The organism is Dinoroseobacter sp. PD6 (assembly GCF_028807315.1).
Lineage (GTDB): Bacteria > Pseudomonadota > Alphaproteobacteria > Rhodobacterales > Rhodobacteraceae > Dinoroseobacter > Dinoroseobacter shibae.
On the sequence record NZ_JARAMN010000016.1, the window covers coordinates 1 to 23,019 of the forward strand.

The window sequence follows — 23,019 nt, forward strand, 5'->3', positions numbered from 1 at the left end:
CACATGCGGTTTCGAACGCTCAAACTTTTCCTTAGCCATGGTGGCCTCCTCATCTTGTTGGGTGGCGGGGTAGCCCCGCCCTACGGGTCGTGGGTAGGGCGGGGTTCACCCCGCCGTCCCGTTATGCGAATTTTTCCTGGATTTCCTGGCTGATATTGGCCGGAACCGGATCGTAATGGTCGAACTGCATCGTGAACTGCGCGCGGCCCGAGGACATGGAACGCAGGGTATTGATGTAGCCGAACATGTTGGCCAGCGGCACGAAGGCGTTGATCGCCACGGCGTTGCCGCGCGGTTCCTGCCCCGTGACCTGGCCGCGACGGGAGGTCAGGTCACCGATGATGCCACCGGTATACTCTTCGGGTGTCACCACCTCGACCTTCATCACGGGCTCCAGCAGCTTGGCACCGGCCTTCTTCATGCCTTCGCGCATGCCCATGCGGGCCGCGATTTCGAAGGCCAGGACCGAGCTATCCACGTCGTGGAACTTGCCGTCGACCAGGGCGACCTTGAAGTCGATGACCGGGAAGCCGGCGAGCGGGCCGCTGTCCATCACGGACTTGATGCCTTTTTCCACGCCCGGGATGTATTCCTTGGGCACGGCACCGCCGACGATCTTGGACTCGAAGGAATAGCCTTCGCCCGGCTCTGTCGGGGAGATGACCAGCTTGACCTCGGCGAACTGACCCGACCCACCGGATTGCTTCTTGTGGGTATAGGTGTGCTCGACCTCGTGACCGATGGTCTCGCGGTAAGCCACCTGGGGCGCGCCGATATTGGCCTCGACCTTGAACTCGCGCTTGAGACGATCCACCAGGATGTCGAGGTGCAATTCGCCCATGCCCTTCATGATGGTCTGACCGGACTCGATGTCAGTCTCGACGCGGAAGGACGGGTCCTCTGCCGCCAGACGTGCCAGACCCTGAGACATCTTCTCCTGGTCGTTCTTCGTCTTCGGCTCCACGGCGATCTCGATCACCGGGTCCGGGAAGGTCATGGTTTCCAGCACCACCGGCTCCTTGACGTCGCACAGCGTGTCGCCGGTCGTGGTGTCCTTCAGGCCCGCGAGCGCGATGATGTCGCCGGCAAAGGCTTCCTCGATCTCTTCACGGTTGTTGGAGTGCATCATCATCATCCGACCGATGCGCTCTTTCTTGCCCTTGGTGGAGTTGAGAACGGTGTCGCCCTTGTTCATGGTCCCGGAATAGATCCGGGTGAAGGTCAGGGAGCCCACGAAGGGGTCGTTCATGATCTTGAACGCGAGGCCGGAGAACGGCATGTCGTCATCCGCCCGGCGGGGGATGTTGCGCTCTTCGTTCTCGTCGCCGGGCGCGAAGCCCATGTAGTCAACCACGTCGAGCGGGCTCGGCAGGTAGTCGATCACGGCATTGAGCAGAGGCTGAACGCCCTTGTTCTTGAACGCGGAGCCGCCCAGGACCGGCACGAAATGCAGCGCGAGCGTGCCCTTGCGCAGCAGCGCGCGCAGGGTCGGCACGTCAGGCTCGTTGCCTTCCAGGTACTCCATCATCGCGTCGTCGTCTTCTTCGACGGCCGCTTCGATCATCTTGCCGCGCCACTCCTCGCAGACATCCTTGAGGCTGTCGCGGATCTCGCCCTTGACCCAGCTCGCGCCGAGATCGTCGCCCTTGTAGACCCACTCCTGCATGGTCACGAGATCGACAAGCCCTTCGAGCTCGTTCTCGGAGCCGATCGGAATGGCCACGGGCACGGCGCGGGCGCCGGTCCGGTCCTCGATCATGTGGACACAGTTGAAGAAGTCCGCGCCGATCTTGTCCATCTTGTTGACGAACACGATGCGCGGCACCTTGTACCGGTCGGCCTGGCGCCAGACGGTCTCGGTCTGGGGCTCGACACCGGCATTGGCGTCCAGAACGCAGACCGCGCCATCGAGCACGGCGAGCGAACGCTCGACCTCGATGGTGAAGTCGACGTGGCCGGGTGTGTCGATGATGTTCAGACGGTGCTTGGGCGTGTCGGCGGTCTCGCCATCCTCGGTGCGCTCCCAGAAGGTGGTCGTCGCAGCGGAGGTGATGGTGATCCCGCGTTCCTGCTCCTGCTCCATCCAGTCCATGGTGGCCGCGCCATCATGGACTTCGCCGATGTTGTGGGACTTGCCGGTGTAGTACAGGATGCGCTCCGAGCAGGTGGTCTTGCCCGCATCGATATGCGCCATGATCCCGAAGTTACGGTACCGGTCGAGGGGATAGTCGCGTGCCATTGGTTCGGTCCTAGGCTAGAGATGATTACCAGCGGTAGTGGCTGAAGGCCTTGTTGGCTTCGGCCATCTTGTGGGTGTCTTCGCGCTTCTTCACGGCGGACCCACGGGAGTTCACGGCATCGACCAGCTCGCCGGCGAGACGCTCTTCCATGGTGTTCTCGTTCCGCGCCCGGGAGGCGTTGATCAACCAGCGGATCGCCAGGGCTTCGCGGCGCTCGGGGCGCACTTCGACCGGCACCTGGTAGGTGGCGCCACCAACCCGGCGGGAGCGAACCTCGACCGACGGCTTGATGTTGTCGAGGCACTCGTGGAACACCTCCAGCGGCGAGCGCTTGAGCTTGCTCTCAACGCGGTCGAACGCGTTGTAGACGATCTTCTCGGCGGCGGATTTCTTGCCGTCGATCATCAGGTTGTTCATGAACTTGGTCAGAACGCGGTCACCAAACTTGGCGTCCGGCAGAACTTCGCGTTTTTCGGCGGCGTGACGGCGAGACATCTACTCTTCCTCTTACTTCGGACGCTTCGCGCCGTACTTCGAACGGCGTTGCTTACGATCTTTGACGCCCTGGGTATCCAGAACACCGCGCAGGATGTGGTAACGCACACCCGGAAGGTCCTTGACACGGCCACCCCGGATCAGGACCACGGAGTGCTCCTGCAGGTTGTGGCTTTCCCCGGGAATATAGCTGATCACCTCAAACCCGTTGGTCAGGCGCACTTTCGCGACTTTCCGCATGGCCGAGTTCGGCTTCTTCGGCGTGGTCGTGTAGACCCGCGTGCAGACGCCGCGCTTCTGCGGGCAGCTCTCCAGGTGCTGGGACTTGGAGCGTTTTACTTTGGGCTGCCGCGGCTTGCGGATCAGCTGTTGAATCGTTGGCATTCCGGTTCCCCGTTTAGCTCGTCATGACATCGCGCGACGGTCGCGCAGATTACGTATGGCACCTTGCGCGTCCGCAAAGCACAAAACCGCGGACGGACCCTTCGCGGGACCGACGCGGTGGAATTCCAGAGGATCGGGGCATGGGCCCGGATCGTGACCACTTCAATTGTGATGCCCAAAGGGTCCGCGGACAGACCCCCGGGTGGCGCGGGGTATAGGGGGAGTCGGAGGGGTTGTCAACAGACCCCGGCGGGCCGCGAGGGCCTTTTGGCGACAGGGGTTAGGCCCGCCGCGCCGCCCGGCGGACCACCTGCTCGCGATACAAGGTATAAAGCCCCGTCGCCACCACCAGAAGCGCCCCCGCCCAGGTCAACGCATCGGGCCATTCGCCGAAGACGAAAAATCCCAGCAGCACCGCCCAGACAAGCGCCATGTAGCGAAACGGCGTCACGAAGCCGATCTCGCCGTGGCGCATGGCCAGCGCCGCGAAGATGTAGCCCGAGGCGATGAATACCCCCGCCCCGAACAGAAGGAGCGCCCCGCGCACCGTCACCGGCTGCCACGGCGTCAGCAGTGACAGGACCCCCGAGGAGACCAGCACGAACACCGCCATCACCAGCCCCAGAAGCACCGCCGGGATCTCGGGCGAGATCCGGCGCGTGGACAGGTCGCGAAAAGTCACGAAGGCCACCGTGAGCAGCACCAGCAGCGCATAGGCCGTGAACCCCGACCCGCCCGGCTGCACGATCAGGAGCACCCCGCAGAACCCCACGACGATCGCCGCCAGCCGCCGCCAGCCCACGGGTTCGCCCAGAAACACCGCACCAGCCAGGGTCAGGGTCAGGGGCAGCGCCTGCAACAGCGCACTGACATTGGCGAAGGGCATGTTCGCCAGGGCGATGAAGAAGGGCACCATGGCGCAGACCTCGGCCGCGCTGCGCAGGCCGATCAGGCGCCGGTCCCTCGGCCCCACGCGCACCCGGTGCGCCCCTGCGCGCCACACCAGCAGCCCCAGGAAGGCCACCGCAATCCAGCTACGCAGGAAGATCACCTGGAACAGCGGCATCTCTTCGGTGGCCAGCCGGATGAGCGCGTCACCGGTGGTGAAGCTCGCGGTCACCACGAGCATGTAGGCGGCACCGCGCAGGTTGCCGGCGGCGCGGTCGGGAACGGCTGTCAGGGGCATGGGGCGTCACTCGGTTCGAATGCACGAGACCTGCGCCTTCGCCGCGGCTTTGGCAAGGGGCGAAGCCCGGCGCGGGCGTAACGAGAAACCCCCGCGCACGGGGCGCGGGGGCAAGGGTCGTCGGCCATCCGGCTCAGCCGGAGGTTTGGATCAATCGCGGCTCTCGGGCATGGAGATATCCGCCATGTCCCCCCCATCCTCGAACACGTCCTCCGCCATCGGGGCGGCGAGGGCAGCGGCCTCTTCGGCCTCCGCCTGACGCTGCTCGATCACCTTCTGGTCGCGCTCCTGGGCGATGCGGCGCATCTGCTGGGTCGCCCCACCGGTGCCCGCCGGGATCAGGCGGCCCACGATGACGTTCTCCTTCAGGCCGATCAGCTTGTCGCGCTTGCCCATGGTCGAGGCCTCGGTCAGCACCTTGGTCGTCTCCTGGAAGGAGGCCGCCGAGATGAAGGACCGGGTCTGGAGCGAGGCCTTGGTGATCCCCAGGAGGATCGGCTCGCCCTGGGCCGGACGACGACCTTCGGCGATCGCCTTCTCGTTGACCGCCTCGAACTGGAGCTTGTCCACATGCTCGCCCTTCAGGAGCGTGGTCTCCCCGCTGTCGAGGATCTCCCACTTCTGGAGCATCTGGCGCACGATCACCTCGATGTGCTTGTCGTTGATCTTCACGCCCTGCAGGCGGTAGACGTCCTGCACCTCATTGATCAGGTAGTCCGCCAGCGCCTCGATCCCCATGATCCGCAGGATGTCATGCGGCGCGGGGTTGCCATCCATGATGTAGTCGCCCTTCTGGACGAAATCGCCCTCGGCCACCGGGATGTGCTTGCCCTTGGGCACCATGTATTCCACGGGCTCCATGGTCTCGTCACTGGGCTCGATCGAGATGCGCCGCTTGTTCTTGTAGTCGCGCCCGAACCGGACATAGCCGTCGATCTCGGCGATGATGGCGTGATCCTTGGGACGACGGGCCTCGAACAGTTCCGCCACGCGGGGAAGACCCCCGGTGATGTCCTTGGTCTTGGCACCTTCGCGCGGGATCCGCGCCACCACGTCGCCGGCCGAGATCGGCATGCCGTCCTCGATCGACAGGATCGCGTCCACCGACATCGGATAGGTCACCGGGTTGCCCGCGTCGTTGCGCACGGGCTCGCCGGTTTCCGGATCCGCGATCAGAACCTCGGGCTTGAGGTCGCTGCCCTTGGGCGCGGCGCGCCAGTCGGACACGATCTTCTGGGTCATGCCCGTCGCATCGTCGGTCTCTTCGCGCACCGAGATGCCCGAAACGAGATCCGCAAACCGCACCACCCCCGACTTCTCGGCGATGATCGGCAGGGTGTAGGGATCCCATTCGAACAGCTTGTCGCCGCGGCCGACCTTGTCGCCCTCGGCCACATGGACCTTGGTGCCGTAGCCGAGCTTGAAGCTGGCCCGCTCCGCGCCCTCCCCGTCGACGATCAGGAGCTGCATGTTGCGGCCCATGACGATCTTCTCGCCCGAGGTGTTCTCCAGCAGGTTGGCGTTGCGGAAGGCGATCTTGCCCTCCTGCCCGGCCTCCTGGAAGGACTGCTGGCCACCCTGTGCGATCCCGCCGATGTGGAAGGTCCGCATGGTCAGCTGGGTGCCCGGCTCACCGATGGACTGGGCCGCGATGATGCCGACGGCCTCGCCCACGTTCACCTTGGTGCCGCGCGCCAGATCCCGGCCATAGCACTGGGCGCAGACGCCTTCATCCGCCTCGCAGGTCAGCGGGCTGCGCATCCGCATGGACTGGATGCTGGACTGCTCGATCAGGTCGGCCTTGCGCTCGTCGATCAACTCGCCCTTGGCGACGATCACCTCGCCGCTGGCCGGGTCGACCACGTCCTCGGCCGCGACACGCCCCAGCACCCGTTCACCGAGGGAGGCGACAACCTCCCCGTCGTTCACGGCCGCTTCGGCGGTGATGGCGTTCTCGGTGCCGCAATCGTTCATCCGCACGATGCAGTCCTGCGCCACGTCCACCAGACGGCGCGTCAGATAACCCGAGTTCGCCGTCTTCAACGCCGTGTCCGCCAGACCCTTCCGGGCCCCGTGGGTGGAGTTGAAGTATTCCAGAACGGTCAGGCCTTCCTTGAAGTTCGAGATGATCGGAGTTTCGATGATCTCGCCGGACGGCTTGGCCATCAGGCCGCGCATCCCGCCGAGCTGCTTCATCTGCGCGGGCGAACCCCGGGCGCCGGAATGGGCCATCATGTAGACCGAGTTCGGCTCCATCTGCTCCTTGGTGTCGGGATCGAACCGGTCGCGGGAGATCTCGTCCATCATCTCGGACGCCACCTCGTCGGAACATTTCGACCAGGCATCGACGACCTTGTTGTACTTCTCACCCTGGGTGATCAGGCCGTCCATGTACTGCTGTTCGAATTCCTTCACCTGGTCGCGGACACCTTCGACGATGTCCCACTTGGTGTCGGGGATCAGCATGTCGTCCTTGCCGAAGGAGATGCCCGCCTTGAACGCCTCCCGGAAGCCGAGCGTCATGATCTGGTCGCAGAAGATGACCGACTCCTTCTGCCCGCAATAGCGGTAGACGGTGTCGATGACCTGCTGCACCTCTTTCTTGCGCAGGAGCCGGTTGACCAGTTCGAACGGCGCCTTGGCATTGAGCGGCAGAAGCGCGCCGAGGCGCACGCGACCGGGCGTGGTCTCGTAACGCTTGTAGATCTCGTTGCCTTCGTCGTCGATCTGCTTGACCCGCGCCTGGATCTTGGAGTGCAGGTGAACGGTGCCCGCGGTCAGCGCATGCTCGACCTCCTCCGGAGAGCCGAAGATCATGCCCTGACCCGGCAGGCCCTCACGCTCCAGCGTGATGTAGTAGAGCCCGAGGATCATGTCCTGGGACGGCACGATGATCGGCGCGCCGTTGGCCGGCGACAGCACGTTGTTCGTGGACATCATCAGGACGCGCGCTTCGAGCTGCGCCTCGAGCGAGAGCGGCACGTGAACCGCCATCTGGTCGCCGTCGAAATCCGCGTTGAACGCCGAGCACACGAGCGGGTGCAGCTGGATCGCCTTGCCTTCGATGAGCACGGGCTCGAACGCCTGGATGCCGAGACGGTGCAGGGTCGGTGCGCGGTTCAGCATCACCGGGTGTTCGCGGATCACCTCGTCGAGGATATCCCACACCTCGGGACGCTCTTTTTCGACCAGCTTCTTGGCTTGCTTGACCGTGCTGCTCAGGCCCTTGGCTTCCAGCCGCGAGTAGATGAACGGCTTGAACAGCTCCAGCGCCATCTTCTTGGGCAGACCGCATTGATGCAGTTTCAGCTCCGGCCCGGTCACGATGACCGAGCGGCCCGAGAAGTCCACGCGCTTGCCGAGCAGGTTCTGACGGAACCGGCCCTGCTTGCCCTTGAGCATGTCCGACAGCGATTTCAGCGGCCGCTTGTTGGCCCCCGTGATCACCCGGCCACGACGGCCGTTGTCGAACAGGGCGTCGACGGATTCCTGCAGCATCCGCTTTTCGTTGCGGATGATGATGTCCGGCGCGCGCAGCTCGATGAGTCGCTTGAGGCGGTTGTTGCGGTTGATCACACGGCGATAGAGGTCGTTGAGGTCCGAAGTCGCGAACCGGCCCCCGTCCAGCGGCACCAGCGGGCGCAGCTCGGGCGGGATCACGGGCACCACGGTCAGCACCATCCACTCGGGCCGGTTGCCGGATTCGAGGAAGTTCTCGACCAGCTTCAGGCGCTTGATGATCTTCTTGGGCTTCAACTCGCCCGTGGCCTCGGCCAGATCGGCGCGCAGCTGCTCGGCTTCGGTTTCCAGGTCGATCGCCGACAGCATCTCGCGGATCGCCTCGGCACCGATATTGGCGGTGAAGGCGTCCATGCCGTAGGCGTCCTGGGCATCAAGGAACTCCTCCTCGGTCATCAGCTGACCGTAGGTGAGGTCCGTCAGGCCCGGCTCGATCACCACGTAATTCTCGAAATAGAGGATCCGTTCGAGGTCGCGCAGGGTCATGTCCAGCATCGTGCCGATCCGCGACGGCAGCGATTTCAGGAACCAGATATGGGCGACGGGGGCGGCCAGCTCGATATGGCCCATGCGCTCGCGCCGGACCTTCTGCAGCGTGACTTCGACGCCGCATTTCTCGCAGATGACCCCGCGATATTTCATCCGCTTGTACTTGCCGCACAAGCATTCGTAATCCTTGATCGGGCCGAAGATCCGCGCGCAGAACAGACCGTCACGCTCGGGCTTGAACGTGCGGTAGTTGATGGTCTCGGGCTTCTTGATCTCGCCGAAGGACCACGAGAGGATCCGCTCCGGGCTCGCCAGGGAAACCTTGATCTCGTCGAAGGTCTTGACCGGGGCGACCGGGTTGAACGGGTTGGTTGTCAGTTCCTGGTTCATTCTCAATTCCTTGAATTCGGTCGGAGGGAGGTGCGGGCGCAAATTCCTTGAGCAAGGAATTTGCCAAGAGTTTTAGGTAAAACTCTTGGCGTCGCGCTTATTCCTCGCCCTCCGCATCCAGGAGTTCCATGTTGAGGCCGAGGCCGCGGACTTCCTTCACGAGCACGTTGAAGCTCTCCGGCACGCCGGCCTCGAAGTTGTCCTCGCCCTTGACGATGCTCTCGTAGACCTTGGTCCGGCCCGCCACGTCGTCCGACTTGACGGTCAGCATCTCCTGCAGGGTGTAGGCGGCGCCGTAGGCTTCGAGCGCCCAGACCTCCATCTCCCCGAAGCGCTGGCCACCGAACTGCGCCTTGCCGCCCAGCGGCTGCTGGGTGACGAGGCTGTAGGGCCCCGTGGAGCGCGCGTGGATCTTGTCGTCCACCAGGTGGTGCAGCTTGAGCAGGTACTTGACCCCGACCGTGACCTGACGCGCGAATTTCTCGCCCGTCCGCCCATCGTAGAGATCGGACTGACCGGAGGTGTCGAAGCCCGCGCGAGTCAGCGCATCGTTGACATCCGCCTCTTTGGCGCCGTCGAAGACCGGCGTGGCGATCGGCACCCCGCGGGTGACATTGCCCGCCCGCTCCAGCAGGTCGTCCTGGTCGAGCCCGGCAATCGCCTCTTCATAGGCTTCGTCGCCATAGGCCAGGCGCATCGCCTCGCGCACGGGCGTCATGTCGCCGGAGCGCCGGTATTCGCCCAACGCCTCGTCGATCTTCAGCCCCATGCCGCGCGCGGCCCAACCCATATGGGTCTCCAGGATCTGGCCCACGTTCATCCGCGACGGCACACCCAGCGGGTTCAGCACGAAATCGACCGGGGTGCCATCGGCGAGGAACGGCATGTCCTCCATCGGCACCACTTTCGAGATCACGCCCTTGTTGCCGTGACGCCCGGCCATCTTGTCACCCGGCTGCAGCTTGCGCTTCACCGCGATGAACACCTTGACCATCTTCATCACACCCGGGGGCAGGTCGTCGCCGCGGCGGACCTTTTCGACCTTGTCCTCGAACCGCGCGGTCAGGGCGCGCTTCTGCGCCTCGTATTGCTGGTTCAGGGCCTCGACCATCTGCGCCTCGGCCTCGTCTTCGAGGGCGAGCTGCCACCACTGGCCACGGCTGAGCGTGCTCAGCAGGTCCTCGGTGATCTCGGAGCCGGGTTTGACGCCCTTGGGCCCCTTCACCGCGGTCTTGCCGAGGATCATGTCCTTCAGGCGCGCGTAGATGTTGCGCTCCAGGATGGCCATCTCGTCGTCGCGGTCGCGTGCGAGGCTTTCGACCTCCTCACGCTCGATCTGCAAGGCGCGTTCGTCCTTCTCGACGCCGTGACGGTTGAAGACGCGGACTTCCACGACCGTGCCGAAATCCCCCGGCGGCAGGCGCATGGAGGTGTCACGCACATCCGAGGCCTTCTCGCCGAAGATCGCGCGCAGGAGTTTCTCCTCCGGCGTCATCGGGCTTTCGCCCTTGGGGGTGATCTTGCCTACGAGGATATCGCCGGGGCCCACATCGGCGCCGATATAGACGATGCCCGCCTCGTCGAGGTTTCGCAGGGCTTCCTCGCCGACATTCGGGATGTCGCGGGTGATTTCCTCGGGCCCGAGCTTGGTATCGCGGGCGGCGACCTCGAATTCCTCGATATGGATCGAGGTGAAGACGTCGTCGCGCGCAACGCGCTCGGAGATCAGGATCGAGTCCTCGTAGTTGTAGCCGTTCCACGGCATGAAGGCGACGACCACGTTCTTGCCGAGGGCCAGCTCGCCCAGGTCCGTCGACGGACCGTCCGCAATCACGTCATCCTTGCCGACCTTGTCACCCACCTTCACCAGCGGACGCTGGTTGATGCAGGTGTTCTGGTTCGAGCGCTGGAACTTGCGCAGACGGTAGATGTCCACGCCGGGATCGCCCGGCTCGAGATCCTCGGTGGCGCGGATCACGATCCGGGTGGCGTCCACCTGGTCGATGAACCCGCCACGTTTGGCCATGATCGCCGCCCCGGAGTCGCGGGCCACCACGCCCTCGATCCCGGTGCCGACGAAGGGCGCATCGGCCTGCAACAGCGGCACCGCCTGGCGCTGCATGTTGGAGCCCATAAGCGCGCGGTTCGCGTCGTCATTTTCCAGGAACGGAATGAGCGAGGCCGCCACGGACACCAACTGCTTGGGCGACACGTCGATCAGGTCCACGCTCTCGCGCGGGGCCAGCGTGTATTCGCCCGACTGGCGGGTGTTGACCATCTCGTTCACGAAGCTGCCGTTCTCGTCGAGATTGGCGTTCGCCTGGGCCACCGTGTGCCGCATCTCTTCGGTCGCGGACATGTAGTTCACCTCGTCGGTGACCTTGCCGTCCTCGACCCGGCGATAGGGGGTCTCGATGAAGCCGTACTTGTTCACCCGCGCGAAGGTCGCGAGGCTGTTGATCAGGCCGATATTCGGGCCTTCCGGCGTCTCGATCGGGCACATCCGACCGTAATGGGTCGGGTGCACGTCGCGCACCTCGAAGCCCGCGCGCTCGCGGGTCAGACCGCCCGGCCCGAGCGCCGAGAGGCGCCGCTTGTGCGTGACCTCGGACAGCGGGTTGGTCTGGTCCATGAACTGCGACAGCTGCGAAGAGCCGAAGAATTCGCGCACCGCGGCCGCCGCCGGCTTGGCGTTGATCAGGTCCTGGGGCATGACCGTGTCGATCTCGACCGAGGACATGCGCTCCTTGATCGCGCGCTCCATCCGCAGCAGGCCGACGCGGTACTGGTTTTCCATCAACTCGCCGACGGACCGGACCCGGCGGTTGCCGAGATGGTCGATGTCGTCGATATCGCCGCGCCCGTCGCGCAGATCGACCAGCGCCTTGATGCAGGAGACGATGTCTTCCTTGCGCAGGGTGCGCACGGTGTCCTCGGCGTCGAGCGCCAGGCGCATGTTCATCTTGACCCGGCCCACGGCCGACAGGTCATAGCGCTCGCTGTCGAAGAACAGCGTCTCGAACAGGGCCGAGGCGGCCTCGACGGTGGGCGGCTCGCCCGGACGCATGACGCGGTAGATGTCCATGAGCGCGGTGTCGCGGTTCATGTTCTTGTCCGCGGCCAGGGTGTTGCGCATGTAGGCGCCCACGGTGATGTTGTCGATGTCGAGCACCGGGATCTCTTCGATCCCCGCGTCCAGCAGCTCCTTGAGCGTGCCGCCGGTCACCGCGCCATCCTTGTCCACTTCCCAGGTCAGCTCATCGCCAGCCTCGACATAGATCGCGCCGTTTTCCTCGTTGATGATGTCCTTGGCGGCAAACTTGCCGATGATGCCATCGAAGGGCACCAGGATTTCCGAGACATTGCCTTCGTCGATCAACTGCTTGACCGCGCGCGGCGTCACCTTCTTGCCGGCTTCGGCGATCACTTCGCCGGTGGCCGCGTCGACCACGTCCTGGGTGGGACGGGTGCCGCGAATACGCTCGGGGAAGAACTTGGTGACCCAGCCCTCGCCCTTGCGGTGGGTGTAGGTCACGGTGTCGTAATAGGCATCCATGATGTCCTGCTGATCCATCCCGAGGGAATAGAGCAGCGTGGTCACCGGCAGCTTCCGGCGGCGGTCGATGCGCGCGAAGACCAGGTCCTTGGCGTCGAACTCGAAGTCCAGCCAGGAACCGCGATAGGGAATGATGCGGCAGGCAAAGAGCAGCTTGCCCGAGGAATGGGTCTTGCCCTTGTCATGGTCGAAGAACACGCCCGGGGAGCGGTGCATCTGGCTCACGATCACACGCTCGGTCCCGTTCACGATGAACGTCCCGTTCGGGGTCATCAGGGGCATGTCGCCCATGAAGACGTCCTGCTCCTTGATGTCCTTGACGGATTTCGCGCCGGTATCCTCGTCCACATCGAACACGATCAGGCGCAGGGTCACCTTCAGCGGCGCGGAATAGGTCATGTCGCGCTGCTGGCATTCCTCGACATCGTATTTCGGCTTCTCGAGCTCGTATTTCACGAACTCCAGGACCGCCGTTTCGTTGAAGTCCTTGATCGGGAAGACCGACTGAAACACGCCCATGATCCCCTCGCCGTCCATGGGCTGGGGCTGGTCGCCGGATTTCAGGAAAAGATCATAGGAGCTCTTCTGCACCTCGATCAGGTTCGGCATCTCCAGGACTTCGCGGATCTTGCCGTAATACTTGCGGAACCGTTTTTGGCCGAGAACGGTTTGAGCCATGCGCGCTATTTCCTCTTGCATCGCAGTGCCGCTGGCCCCGGGAGAAGGCCGGCAGCGCCGGGTCGGATGACGACCGGTCCTATACCTGCGCACCGTCCCACTGGCGCGCGCCCGAACCGGAAACCTCATCTGGGAAAGCCGCTCGCCGGTGCGCGAGCACCCAAGCGGCTTGCCAAGACAGGTTTTGCCGGACCCGGAACAGCTCCCGAACCCAGCGTCTTGAGCCCCTGCGGGGCAAAGTTTGAATTGCTAAGTCAGCCCGACTTGCCCATCGTAGAAAATGGCCGTGTGATGAAACCCTTGCATGTGCGGGGGCTTTCGGCGACTTTCTGCGGGTGGCAGAGTCGATCTTGAGGGGGTCGGGATCCTCCTGTGAGCCGAAAACACGGAAAAGCGCCCGAATCAAACGCACGCTCAGAAATGGGTATCTAGGTCAGGCACGGCGCAAGTGCAACGGGTGTGCCAAGGAAAATGCGCTCCGGTCCCCTCGCGCTAGTCGCCCGGAGGATTATAGGCTTCCAGCAGCGTCCGGAACGGCAGGCGCTTTGCGCTGTCCGCGACACGCGCAAGCTCGCCTCTCGGGATGACGTCAACATTCTCGCGCAGGTCGGGCCAGATATCGGAGATATCATGGCTCCGCATCTGCGGGTCCTCGCTGTAGCGCCTACGTTCGTCATAAGTGTAGGATGGTCCCCCACGGACATCGTTCACCATGATCAGATAGTACCTGCCCGTAACCTCGTAAGGCCCCTGCCAGAGGCCGAACGACGTGCCCAGAACAGGCGGCATAAGAGATGCAGGAAGGGTGCTGGGCCGGACCCATGCGGTTTGGTCGTCCACCGGCCGCCAATCCGGTTGCGGCTCGAACCCTTCTGTCGCCCGGTGTCTGTTTCGAACATAGTCCACCGCATCCAGCGCCGCATCGCGCGTCGGGAAAGCCGAGAGCCTCACGAGGTACTCCACGCGGTCGCCATGCTCTTCGAGATATCGCTTCGAGGACCGCCAAACGAACGGACCATGTCCCACACCGCCCGCCAATGCGGCTTCCGCCAGAAATCGCCGGGTTTCGTTTTCCAGCAGATAAATCAGGTCTTGCGGGGCGTCCGACTGGGTCCGAAGCGCCTCGAGGACCTGCTCGAAGCGCGCCAGCTTGGTCAGTTCGTCGCGCACCCCAAAGAAAGGGGGCGCGTGCCAGATCATGTCCGCCCGCACCACGTGCCAGCCGGACCGGCTTCTCACAGGGTCCGAAACACCACCTGAGTGCAACACCGCCGCCGCGCGCAGGATTGCAGGATCCAATTCCTTTCGCCGCAGCCAGTCCGCCTCGAAGAGAGACGCCTCCGCACCTGCCTCCCGCGCGGCCTCCTCAAAACTCTTGCCCTGGGCAACTCTCTGCGCGAAGGCCTGTGCGGCGTCCCGTGTCGGAAGCGTGGCAACCGTCAAGTCGAACCACGCAAGCCGCCCGTAGGTTCTCAGGTACGTGTCAACGAGGTCGTCCTCGGACACCGATATGGCATCAAACCGGGCCCCCAGATACGCCTCCGCGACCTTGGCCTGACTCAGTCTGATATAATACCCATCTGGGTCGAACCTCGGAGCCATGCGCTCCGCCAGGACCTGTTGATCGATCAGGTGCGCGAGAAGCGCAGGGCGCAACTCCGCCCGGATGTAGTCCCGCGGCAGCCCCCGAAGGAACATCTCGAAATGCCCCTCGGTGATCTCGACCCGATTGACTGTTGCCAGCACATCCCGGCTGAGCGCGGGCGCGGCCGCCGACACGGCAAGCCAGCAAAGAAGTGGTGCGATAATCCGTCTGAACATGTCTGGGCCCCTAATCGGCATCTTGAATGAGCCGATCCTGCAAGGATTTCGCGCACTTGTCACCTGCTGGCCCGAAAAGCCCAAGCAACCGCGCCGGATTGCACGAAAAAAGGGCCGCGGAGACCGCGACCCTTTGGCAATTCGGAACGGGTCCGGATTACTTGAGCTCGACCTCGGCGCCAGCTGCTTCCAGCTTGCCCTTGATCTCTTCCGCTTCGGCCTTGTCGACGCCTTCCTTGACGGCTTTGCCGCCGGCTTCGACCAGCTCCTTGGCTTCTTTCAGGCCGAGACCGGTCAGCGCGCGGACCTCTTTGATGACGTTGATCTTCTGGGCGCCAGCGGCCTTCAGGATCACGTCGAATTCGGTCTGCTCTTCGGCAGCCGCGCCAGCGTCGCCGCCAGCAGGACCGGCCATCATCACGGCGCCGCCTGCGGCGGGCTCGATGCCGTACTCATCCTTGAGGATGGTTTTCAGTTCTTGTGCTTCGAGAAGCGTGAGGCCCACGATCTCTTCTGCGAGTTTCTTCAGATCAGCCATTTTACTGTTTTCCGTCTGTATAAGTGTGTTCCAACGCGAGGCATCATCCTCACGCAAATCTCGTATCGCGGATCAGGCCGCTTCGGCCTTTTCCTCGATGGTCGACAGGATGCTTGCGATGTTCGAAGCAGGGGCGCCAATCGCACCGGCGATGTTCGAAGCGGGGGCGCCGATGCAGGACGCGATCTGAGCGATAAGCTCTTCGCGCGACGGCATCGAGGCCACGGCTTTCACACCGGCCTGGTCCAGATAGTCCTCGCCCATGGCCCCACCAAGTATCTGGTACTTGCTGTTGTCCTTGGCATACGCGTCCGCAACCTTGGCCGCAGCCACGGGGTCTTCGGAATACGCGAGAACCGTCATACCCGTCAGCAGCTCACCGATCTTTTCGTTCGGTTTGCCCTGCAGGGCGATCTTGGCGAGCCTGTTCTTGGCAACACGCACGGAGCCCCCGGCTTCGCGCATGCGCGCCCGGAAGTCCTGCATCTCGGCAACCGTGAGACCTGCGTAATGGGCAACGACCACAACGCCAGAGCTTTCGAAGATCTGGCCGAGCTCGTCAACCAATTTCTCTTTCTGGGCTCTATCCACAGTTCCACTCCAATTTGGGGACCCCGGAATTATCGGTGTCCCCGGCTCAGTTGTACCGGATCGCTCCGGCGGTTTTGGTCCAGTAACGGGGGCCAAGACCACCAGGGGCGCTCAACGGTCAGAGCACTCTGGAATGGTAAGACTGATCCCGTCTCAGGCAGGAATTATCGCCATGCAGGCAACCCACCGTCTCGGACGACGAACGGGGCCCGCGAATCCACGCATGCCCCGTCGGATGCCGGATAGACCGAAACGCGGGCCGCAACAACCCCTGTTCTGCCGCGCGCCGCGGGATCAGCCCACGGGCGACGGCTCCAGCCAGGCGCGCAGAGCGGATCTGCGTTCGATGAAGGGGCGCGCGGGTGTCATCTTGGCCAGTTCCGCCCGCGCCCCCGCCGGAACCGCCCGTGCCGCCGCCGGGAAAAGCAGCAAACTGCGCGCGCCCCAGAACAGGCTTTCGCAGGCCAGCCCCTCCGCCTGCAGGACTTCGTGCTGCGCAAAGAGAAGGTGGTGATAGGAAATGTGACGGGTGGGGCCCGCAACCTCCACCCCCGCACACCCCAGCAGTTTCGCCACGGGCACGAGGCACTCCGCACCATCCGCCCGCGTCAGCAGCACGCGATGCTGCCGCGACAGCCACAGGGGTCGCGCCGGGCATCCCGGCCCCAGCGCCCCCGCCGCGATCCGAACCGGCCGCAGCCTGGCATTGGCGATCTGCTCCGCGAGCGACACCTGCCGCGCCCCGGCCCAAAGCACCGTCTGCACCTCGTGATCCAGTGTCAGCACCTCGTCGCCCGGGCGCAGGGATTCCACCGGAACGGCCCCCTTCGGCGTGACGATCCGCGTGCCCGCCCGGAAGCATGGCAGCGACGCGCCCGCGAAGCCGATGTCATAAACATCCCATCCGCCGCCGGAGCCATCGCCCGATACCTTCACACTGGTGATCGGCACATGGAACTGCAGCACCGCGGCATCCATGGTGGTGTAACTGCCCGTCGCGGTCAGCCCCCCATCGGGATTGATAATCTGGTTGCCGCCGAAATTGTGGAACGTCGCCTGCCCCGCCGCGATCATCGCGTTCAGATCCGTGGGCTGGCCATCTACCTCCACCACGTAATCCTCCCCGACATTCGAACTGGAGATGTGGATCGCCGCGTTCTGCACCGCCACGTCGAAGGTCACTTCGACGAAACCGCCGCTTTGCGCCACCTGCGCGCCGTCGTCGATAACCCCCCAATCCATCGTGTTGGCACTGGAGGACACGGTATAGCCCACGCTCTGCCCCGATGGCGTGGTCAGGGTGCCCTCGGCACCATTGCTGTAATCATTGATCTTGTCTTCGAAGACGGACATGGGAGCACTCGTAGGGAACGTCACCGTGATGCCATGCCAGCCCCTAAAGCCCGGTTAATCGCACCCCGGGTCCGGATCGGACCATAGGCGCGCGTAAACATCCCCCGAGTTCGCCGCGTCCGGCAGGTCCAGGATCTGCGCCGCCATCGTCGCAGCGTCGACCCACTCCGGCAGATGCAGCGCATGGCGCTCGCCCAGGCTCAGGTTGAACACGTAGCGGCCCAATCGACCCAACCGCGCAAGGCAGGCCAGCGCCACATCCCGCTGGATCATCGTCACCTCGAACGAAACGCAGGGCAGCGCCACCGAAAGCCCGTTCAGCACCTCCGCCTCATGCCCCTCGACGTCGATCTTGACGAAATCGGGCACGCCATGGGCCGCGATGAGCGCATCTAGGGTGGTCACGGGCACCCGCACCCGATCGTCCCAGACCTGCCCCTCCCAACCGGGTGCACCGCTGGCGGCGGCCGGAAACGTGGGCGCAATCGTCGCGACGGTCGGGTTGGCGGAGTTCAGCAGCAGGTCGACCTCCCCTGCCCGCGCGCCCGCGGCCACCGCATACAGGGTCGCACGCGGACACCGCCCGTAGAGCCGTTGCACGGCCCGGAACGCCATGGGCTGCGGCTCCAATGCCACGACTTGGGCCCCAAGCCGCAGGAAACTGCCCGTCCGGTCCCCGACATGGGCCCCGATGTCGAAAACCAGCCCGCCGGGTGCCACGCATTCCGCGTTCAACCGATCCATACGCAACGTGCGGGCCCGGTCACGGTAATAAATGTCGAAGGAGCGCCGGAGCCCGGCCCGCGCAGGACGGGTCCGATCCGGAAAGGGTGTGCGCATGATCGGTCTTTCCTCGCTGTCGCTGCATCAGCTAGCGAGCCGAACGATCACGTAAAGCCCGGTCAAGGCGCCCATGCAAAAGGGCGGCCCGCAGGCCGCCCTGTCGATCTTCGCGGATCGAGATTGGTCAGGCTTTCCGGCGGCGCCGCGCCCCGTAGAGCCCTGCAAGACCGAGACCCAGCATCCAGGCCGCAGCCGGCAGCGGCACTGGCGCCACTGAGACGAGGTTCTGGCTCAGTTGATCGCCAGTGCCCGTCGTTCCGGATTCGTAGTAGGTGAAGTTGTAGCCCTGCGTCACGACCCCGCCTGCCAGCAACGCGAGGTAGCTGTTCGCAGCCGCTTCGGCAGCGTCCTGTGCGCTTCCGGACTTCGATTGGCTGAACGTACCCGCGGTCAGATCGAAGGTGGCATCCGTTTCATACAGCACTTCCCAAAGCGCCAGTTGAAAGCCCGCCGACTGCGCATTGTCGGTGATGTCGACCGAGCTGTACGCCGTCTCGAAGAGACCTTCGACATTCGCCAGGGTCACCGGATCCAGGGCGCCGGTGGTATTGGTGAACGGCGCCGTGGTGGTGTTGTACTGCTGGCCACCGGCCGGGATGGCCAGATTGTTCATGATGTCCAGGCACCACGCCACGAACGCGTTGTCGTCCCCATCCTTGAGCCGGAAGCCGCCCGCCATGGCGTTGGCCGTCGGGCTGGCGACGTTCACATGCAGGTTCCCACCGCCGTTGAACGTGTCGCCGTTGTTCTGCATGAATAGGGTCACTGGGGCAGCTGCCGCGCCGGTCGCCATGAAAGCCGCAAAGGCCAGGGTTGACGCAGCGGCGATGCCCGCTTTTCCGAATACTCGCATTCTCGTTACCTTTCGCACTAGTATTAACGAAATAGTTACCATCTTCATTTGCGCGATGCAAGATGTCGCACGAAACGGCCCCCAAGGATCGCGGATGGCAGGTCTTTCAGAACAATGCCTGTAAAGGCGCGGCTTCGTTGCGCGATTGGCGTGAATGGGGCTGCTGGTCGATCCGAATCGTTGTGCTCGCCCTCGGCATGGGAGCGACACTCAGGTCACCCCCTGTGGCGGCGGTATCCGGCATTCCGGTGGGATGTGCTCTGTCGGGTTTCACGTGCACCTGCGCAAACCGCAGCCAACCCACGAAAAAGGGCGACCCGAAGGCCGCCCGAATTCCGCATCATCACAAGGCTCAGTTGCCCGTTGCACTGTCCACAGCGACCGTCACGCCCGGGCCCATGGTGGAGCTGAGCGCGATCTTCTTCATGTAGGACCCCTTGGCGCCCGACGGCTTGGCCTTGGAGACCGCGTCCACGAAGGCGCGCACGTTCTCAACCAGCTTGGCCTCGTCGAAGGACGCCTTGCCGACGCCGGCATGCACCACACCGGCCTTCTCGGCCTTGAACTGCACTTCCCCGCCTTTGGCGGCTTCGACGGCGGCCTTGACGTCCATGGTCACGGTGCCGACCTTGGGGTTCGGCATCAGGTTCCGCGGGCCCAGGATCTTGCCCAGGCGTCCGACGATCGGCATCATGTCCGGGGTCGCGATGCAGCGGTCGAACTCGATCTTGCCGGACTGGATCGTCTCCATCAGGTCCTCTGCGCCCACGATGTCCGCGCCGGCCGCCTGCGCTTCCTCGGCCTTGGGGCCACGGGCGAAGACAGCCACGCGCACGGTCTTGCCCGTGCCGTTCGGAAGGCTGACCACACCGCGCACCATCTGGTCCGCATGGCGCGGGTCGACGCCCAGGCACATGGCGATCTCGACGGTCTCGTCGAATTTCGAGGTCGCGTTGGCCTTGATCAGGGCGACGGCCTCTTCCACGGTCAGGTCGGACTTGCCGGCCACGGCCTCGCGCGCGGCGCGGGTGCGTTTTCCAAGCTTTGCCATCTTACTTCACCTCGATGCCCATGGAGCGGGCAGAGCCCAGAACGATCTTCATCGCGCCTTCGATGTCGTTGGCGTTCAGATCTCTCATCTTCGCTTCGGCGATCTCGCGCACCTGTGCGACGGTCACCGTGCCGACGGTCTGGCGCGACGGGGTGCTGGCCCCGGATTTCACCTTGGCCGCCTTCTTGAGGTAGTAAGACGCGGGCGGCGTCTTGATTTCCATCGTGAAGGACTTGTCCTGGTAATAGGTGATCACGGTGGGGCACGGCGCGCCGGGCTCCATGTCCTGCGTCTTGGCGTTGAACGCCTTGCAGAATTCCATGATGTTGATGCCGCGCTGACCCAGGGCCGGGCCCACGGGGGGGGACGGGTTCGCTTGTCCGGCGGGCACTTGCAGCTTCATCGTGCCTGCGAGTTTCTTGGCCATCTGGCCTCTCCTTTTACAGCATCCGAACCGCCGCGGCGGCCGGACAGGGGTGCTCGTGGTACGGTGCGGTCACGCGTGACCGCCGCCTCCCACGTCTCATCACTCAGGACGTTTTGGTGACCTGCGTGAATTCCAGCTCGACCGGGGTCGCCCGGCCGAAGATCGATACCGTCACCTTCAGACGGTTGTTGTCGTCGTCCACTTCCTCGACGCTGCCCGAGAAGCCCTCGAAGGGTCCGTCGGTCACGTTGACCTGTTCGCCGATGTCGAAAGTGATCAGGCTGCGCGGTGCCTCCTGGCCCTCTTCGACCCGGTTGAGGATCTGGTTCACCTCGTCATCGCGCATGGCCATGGGCCGGCCCTGGGGGCCGAGAAACCCGGTGACCCGGTTGATCGAGTTGATCAGGTGATAGCCCTGGTCGGTCATCTCCATCCGCACCAGCACATAGCCGGGCATGAAGCGACGCTCGGCGGTGACCTTCTTGCCGCGGCGGACCTCGATGACCTCTTCGGTCGGGACAAGCACCTCTTCGATGTCGTCCTCAAGCCCTGCCTCTTCGACGGCGTGCTTGATCTGCTCGGCGATCTTCTTCTCGAAATTCGAGAGGACGCTGACAGAGTACCACCGTTTGGCCATTGTGTTCGCTTCCTTGCCCCTCGGGCGCAGTGCGCGGGCGCGCGCCCCCGCCTCATTCCGGTTGTGTCACCCCAAATGAAAAGCAGCGTGCGGCTCGAATCGACGCACGCTACGGGTTGGGATGGTGGGGCGTGTAACGCCGAACAGGGGGGATTTCAACCGCTTTAGAACCCGCGCAACCGCCCGGACGGAAAGCCCGCGTCAGCCGCCGAAGAAGTTCAGCACGAACTGCAGGCCGGTCCGGATCATCCAGTCCACGAAGAAGAAGAAGATCGCCGTCAGGATCGCCATGGCGAACACCATCAGGGACGTGACCATGACCTCCTTGCGGGTTGGCCAGGTCACCTTGCTGACCTCGGCGCGCACCTGCTGCAGGAACTGGAAAGGATTGGTGATGGCCATCGGTACGCATTGCCTCTCGGTGTCGGACCCCGTGCAGATACGCCGCCCTTGTGAAGATTTCAAGGCGCTTTGCCGCGCGCCCCGTGGCAGTGTGCCGCCGACGGGTTTGTCGCAAATTCGGAACTCTGCTACGCTTCGGTGTGTGCCGATCATTTTAAGGCGCAACAGCTATTTGCAAAGTGAAAGGAATTCCCATGCCCGGCAGTGGACAGGTTCTCAACCGCGACGGCCATCCCACACACATCGTGGTTTTCGAGAAACCCTCGGAAAACAATGCGGCAATGCTGTCGTCCATGTTGGGCGACCGCAGCCCCAAGGGTGCGAATGGCGCCCTGCGGTTCCAGGCGCGCGGCGCCCGCAAGACCAGCGCGCTGCTCTATGAGCGCCTTGCGGTAGCCGAGATGGACATGACCGAGGCAGAGGCGAGGGACATGCGCGACCAGTCCGGCATCGCGGCGGTGGAGCGCAATGAGGTCATGTCGATCCCGCGCCCGGTGCGCCTCGATCCCGCCGAAGCGCAGGAGGCCGAAGAGGGTCTACGCCCGCCCTCCCGCGCGATGGGGGCCGAGAGGGACGCGTATCTGCGCGGGGTGCGCGATCTCGCGAACATGCTGCTCGGCGAGGGCCCCCGCCCCACGGGACCGGCGGGGGCGCAGGGATTCTGGCGGCCGCGCAGCTGGACGACCTGGGGCCTCGACGCCATCGGATCGGACCGACGCCCGGAGTTGACCGGCGAGGGGGTGAAGGTCGCCGTGCTCGACACCGGGCTCGACCTCACCCACCCGGACTTCACGGATGTGCTTGGCGCGCGCACCGCCTCTTTTGTCGGGACCGAGACGGCGCAGGACGGCCATGGCCACGGCACCCATTGCTGCGGCACCGTCGCAGGCCCGCTGCAACCCGCGCTCGGGCCGCGCTACGGCGTGGCGCCGGGGGCCGAGTTGCTGGTGGGCAAGGTTCTGGCCGATGACGGGTTCGGCATGATGAGCCAGATCATCGACGGCATCACCTGGGCGCTGAACGAAGGCGCGCAGGTGATCTCCATGTCGTTGGGCTCTGCGCGGGCCGAGGGCGCGGGCTTCTCCCGGGTTTACGAGATGGTCTTTCGCCGCCTGCTGTCCGAAGGCGTCCTGCCGATCTGCGCAGCCGGCAACGAAAGCGACCGCCCCGGCCTGATCGCGCCGGTGGGCAACCCCGCCGCCTGCCCCGGCGCCATGGCCGTGGCCGCCGTGGACCGGCGCATGGACCCGGGCGATTTCAGTTGCGGGCAGGTCGACCGGATCGGGCTGCTGGATATCGCCGGGCCAGGTGTCGGCGTGCATTCGGCCTGGACCGGGGGCGGGTACCGCCGGATCAGCGGCACCTCGATGGCCACGCCCCATGTGGCCGGGGTCGCCGCCCTGCACCTGCAGGCGGACCCGACGACCAGGGGCGACGACCTGCGCGCCCTGATGAAGATGCAGGCCACCGCCCTCGGCCCGGTGCGCGACTTCGGCGCGGGCCTCGTGCAGGTGCCCGCGAACCCCGGCGTGCCGGTGGGCTGAAACATGCGCACGGGGCCGGCAC

At 64.5% G+C, this 23,019-nt stretch carries 17 protein-coding genes; 1 reads left to right on the forward strand and 16 read right to left on the reverse strand.

Annotated elements, in window-relative coordinates; translation table 11 throughout:
* Positions 1-121: 121 nt before the first annotated feature.
* The 16 genes from fusA to secE all read right to left on the reverse strand — a co-directional run bounded on the left by fusA (position 122) and on the right by secE (position 21,453).
* Positions 122-2,239 carry an elongation factor G gene (gene fusA, locus PVW48_RS19420; protein ID WP_012176954.1) on the reverse strand — a complete coding sequence of 706 codons (2,118 nt, stop codon included), beginning with the start codon at positions 2,237-2,239 and terminating at the stop codon, positions 122-124.
* A 25-nt stretch (positions 2,240-2,264) separates the two neighbouring features.
* Positions 2,265-2,735 carry a 30S ribosomal protein S7 gene (gene rpsG / locus PVW48_RS19425; RefSeq protein WP_012176953.1) on the reverse strand — a complete coding sequence of 157 codons (471 nt, stop codon included), beginning with the start codon at positions 2,733-2,735 and terminating at the stop codon, positions 2,265-2,267.
* Positions 2,736-2,747: 12 nt separating this feature from the next.
* Positions 2,748-3,119: a 30S ribosomal protein S12 gene (gene rpsL, locus PVW48_RS19430; protein WP_008182915.1), complete on the reverse strand. Its 372-nt coding sequence runs from the start codon at positions 3,117-3,119 to the stop codon at positions 2,748-2,750.
* A gap of 280 nt (positions 3,120-3,399) precedes the next feature.
* The gene (locus PVW48_RS19435) at positions 3,400-4,305 is read right to left on the reverse strand and encodes a DMT family transporter (RefSeq protein ID WP_274582605.1); all 906 of its coding nucleotides are present in this window, start codon (positions 4,303-4,305) and stop codon (positions 3,400-3,402) included.
* Between the two features lie 150 nt (positions 4,306-4,455).
* The gene (gene rpoC, locus PVW48_RS19440; protein WP_274582606.1) at positions 4,456-8,703 is read right to left on the reverse strand and encodes a DNA-directed RNA polymerase subunit beta'; all 4,248 of its coding nucleotides are present in this window, start codon (positions 8,701-8,703) and stop codon (positions 4,456-4,458) included.
* A 97-nt stretch (positions 8,704-8,800) separates the two neighbouring features.
* On the reverse strand, positions 8,801-12,937 hold the full coding sequence (gene rpoB / locus PVW48_RS19445) for a DNA-directed RNA polymerase subunit beta (RefSeq protein ID WP_274582608.1): 4,137 nt from the start codon (positions 12,935-12,937) through the stop codon (positions 8,801-8,803).
* A 492-nt stretch (positions 12,938-13,429) separates the two neighbouring features.
* Positions 13,430-14,758 carry a peptidyl-prolyl cis-trans isomerase gene (locus PVW48_RS19450; RefSeq protein WP_274582610.1) on the reverse strand — a complete coding sequence of 443 codons (1,329 nt, stop codon included), beginning with the start codon at positions 14,756-14,758 and terminating at the stop codon, positions 13,430-13,432.
* A 157-nt stretch (positions 14,759-14,915) separates the two neighbouring features.
* Positions 14,916-15,296, reverse strand: coding sequence for a 50S ribosomal protein L7/L12 (gene rplL / locus PVW48_RS19455; RefSeq protein ID WP_012176948.1), 381 nt, complete (start codon positions 15,294-15,296; stop codon positions 14,916-14,918).
* A 72-nt stretch (positions 15,297-15,368) separates the two neighbouring features.
* Positions 15,369-15,887, reverse strand: a complete 519-nt coding sequence (gene rplJ, locus PVW48_RS19460) for a 50S ribosomal protein L10 (protein ID WP_012176947.1) — start codon at positions 15,885-15,887, stop codon at positions 15,369-15,371.
* A 294-nt stretch (positions 15,888-16,181) separates the two neighbouring features.
* Positions 16,182-17,240 carry a Hint domain-containing protein gene (locus PVW48_RS19465; RefSeq protein WP_274582613.1) on the reverse strand — a complete coding sequence of 353 codons (1,059 nt, stop codon included), beginning with the start codon at positions 17,238-17,240 and terminating at the stop codon, positions 16,182-16,184.
* A 54-nt stretch (positions 17,241-17,294) separates the two neighbouring features.
* Positions 17,295-18,080 carry an FkbM family methyltransferase gene (locus tag PVW48_RS19470; RefSeq protein WP_274582614.1) on the reverse strand — a complete coding sequence of 262 codons (786 nt, stop codon included), beginning with the start codon at positions 18,078-18,080 and terminating at the stop codon, positions 17,295-17,297.
* A 127-nt stretch (positions 18,081-18,207) separates the two neighbouring features.
* A complete protein-coding gene (locus tag PVW48_RS19475; RefSeq protein ID WP_274582615.1) occupies positions 18,208-18,936 on the reverse strand; it encodes a VPLPA-CTERM sorting domain-containing protein in 729 nt (242 codons plus the stop codon).
* Positions 18,937-19,288: 352 nt separating this feature from the next.
* Positions 19,289-19,987, reverse strand: a complete 699-nt coding sequence (gene rplA / locus PVW48_RS19480; RefSeq protein ID WP_012176943.1) for a 50S ribosomal protein L1 — start codon at positions 19,985-19,987, stop codon at positions 19,289-19,291.
* Between the two features lies 1 nt (position 19,988).
* Positions 19,989-20,414, reverse strand: coding sequence for a 50S ribosomal protein L11 (gene rplK, locus PVW48_RS19485; protein WP_274582616.1), 426 nt, complete (start codon positions 20,412-20,414; stop codon positions 19,989-19,991).
* 103 nt (positions 20,415-20,517) lie between these two features.
* Entirely contained in the window at positions 20,518-21,051 is a 534-nt protein-coding gene (gene nusG, locus PVW48_RS19490; protein WP_274582617.1) for a transcription termination/antitermination protein NusG, read from the reverse strand.
* A gap of 201 nt (positions 21,052-21,252) precedes the next feature.
* On the reverse strand, positions 21,253-21,453 hold the full coding sequence (gene secE / locus PVW48_RS19495) for a preprotein translocase subunit SecE (RefSeq protein ID WP_012176940.1): 201 nt from the start codon (positions 21,451-21,453) through the stop codon (positions 21,253-21,255).
* A gap of 194 nt (positions 21,454-21,647) precedes the next feature.
* Here secE and PVW48_RS19500 point away from each other — a divergent pair, with 194 nt between their 5' ends.
* A complete protein-coding gene (locus tag PVW48_RS19500) occupies positions 21,648-22,997 on the forward strand; it encodes a S8 family peptidase (RefSeq protein ID WP_274582618.1) in 1,350 nt (449 codons plus the stop codon).
* Positions 22,998-23,019: the final 22 nt, after the last annotated feature.

Excerpts from the sequence above, each read along its gene's own strand:
- PVW48_RS19470 (WP_274582614.1), bottom strand. The coding sequence starts at position 18,080 with ATGCGCACACCCTTTCCGGATCGGACCCGTCCTGCGCGGGCCGGGCTC.
- nusG (WP_274582617.1), bottom strand. The coding sequence starts at position 21,051 with ATGGCCAAACGGTGGTACTCTGTCAGCGTCCTCTCGAATTTCGAGAAG.
- fusA (WP_012176954.1), bottom strand. The coding sequence starts at position 2,239 with ATGGCACGCGACTATCCCCTCGACCGGTACCGTAACTTCGGGATCATG.
- secE (WP_012176940.1), bottom strand. The coding sequence starts at position 21,453 with ATGGCCATCACCAATCCTTTCCAGTTCCTGCAGCAGGTGCGCGCCGAG.
- rpsG (WP_012176953.1), bottom strand. The coding sequence starts at position 2,735 with ATGTCTCGCCGTCACGCCGCCGAAAAACGCGAAGTTCTGCCGGACGCC.
- rplK (WP_274582616.1), bottom strand. The coding sequence starts at position 20,414 with ATGGCCAAGAAACTCGCAGGCACGATGAAGCTGCAAGTGCCCGCCGGA.
- rpsL (WP_008182915.1), bottom strand. The coding sequence starts at position 3,119 with ATGCCAACGATTCAACAGCTGATCCGCAAGCCGCGGCAGCCCAAAGTA.
- PVW48_RS19450 (WP_274582610.1), bottom strand. The coding sequence starts at position 14,758 with ATGTTCAGACGGATTATCGCACCACTTCTTTGCTGGCTTGCCGTGTCG.
- rplL (WP_012176948.1), bottom strand. The coding sequence starts at position 15,296 with ATGGCTGATCTGAAGAAACTCGCAGAAGAGATCGTGGGCCTCACGCTT.
- rpoB (WP_274582608.1), bottom strand. The coding sequence starts at position 12,937 with ATGGCTCAAACCGTTCTCGGCCAAAAACGGTTCCGCAAGTATTACGGC.
- PVW48_RS19475 (WP_274582615.1), bottom strand. The coding sequence starts at position 18,936 with ATGCGAGTATTCGGAAAAGCGGGCATCGCCGCTGCGTCAACCCTGGCC.
- PVW48_RS19435 (WP_274582605.1), bottom strand. The coding sequence starts at position 4,305 with ATGCCCCTGACAGCCGTTCCCGACCGCGCCGCCGGCAACCTGCGCGGT.
- rplA (WP_012176943.1), bottom strand. The coding sequence starts at position 19,987 with ATGGCAAAGCTTGGAAAACGCACCCGCGCCGCGCGCGAGGCCGTGGCC.
- rpoC (WP_274582606.1), bottom strand. The coding sequence starts at position 8,703 with ATGAACCAGGAACTGACAACCAACCCGTTCAACCCGGTCGCCCCGGTC.
- PVW48_RS19500 (WP_274582618.1), top strand. The coding sequence starts at position 21,648 with ATGCCCGGCAGTGGACAGGTTCTCAACCGCGACGGCCATCCCACACAC.
- PVW48_RS19465 (WP_274582613.1), bottom strand. The coding sequence starts at position 17,240 with ATGTCCGTCTTCGAAGACAAGATCAATGATTACAGCAATGGTGCCGAG.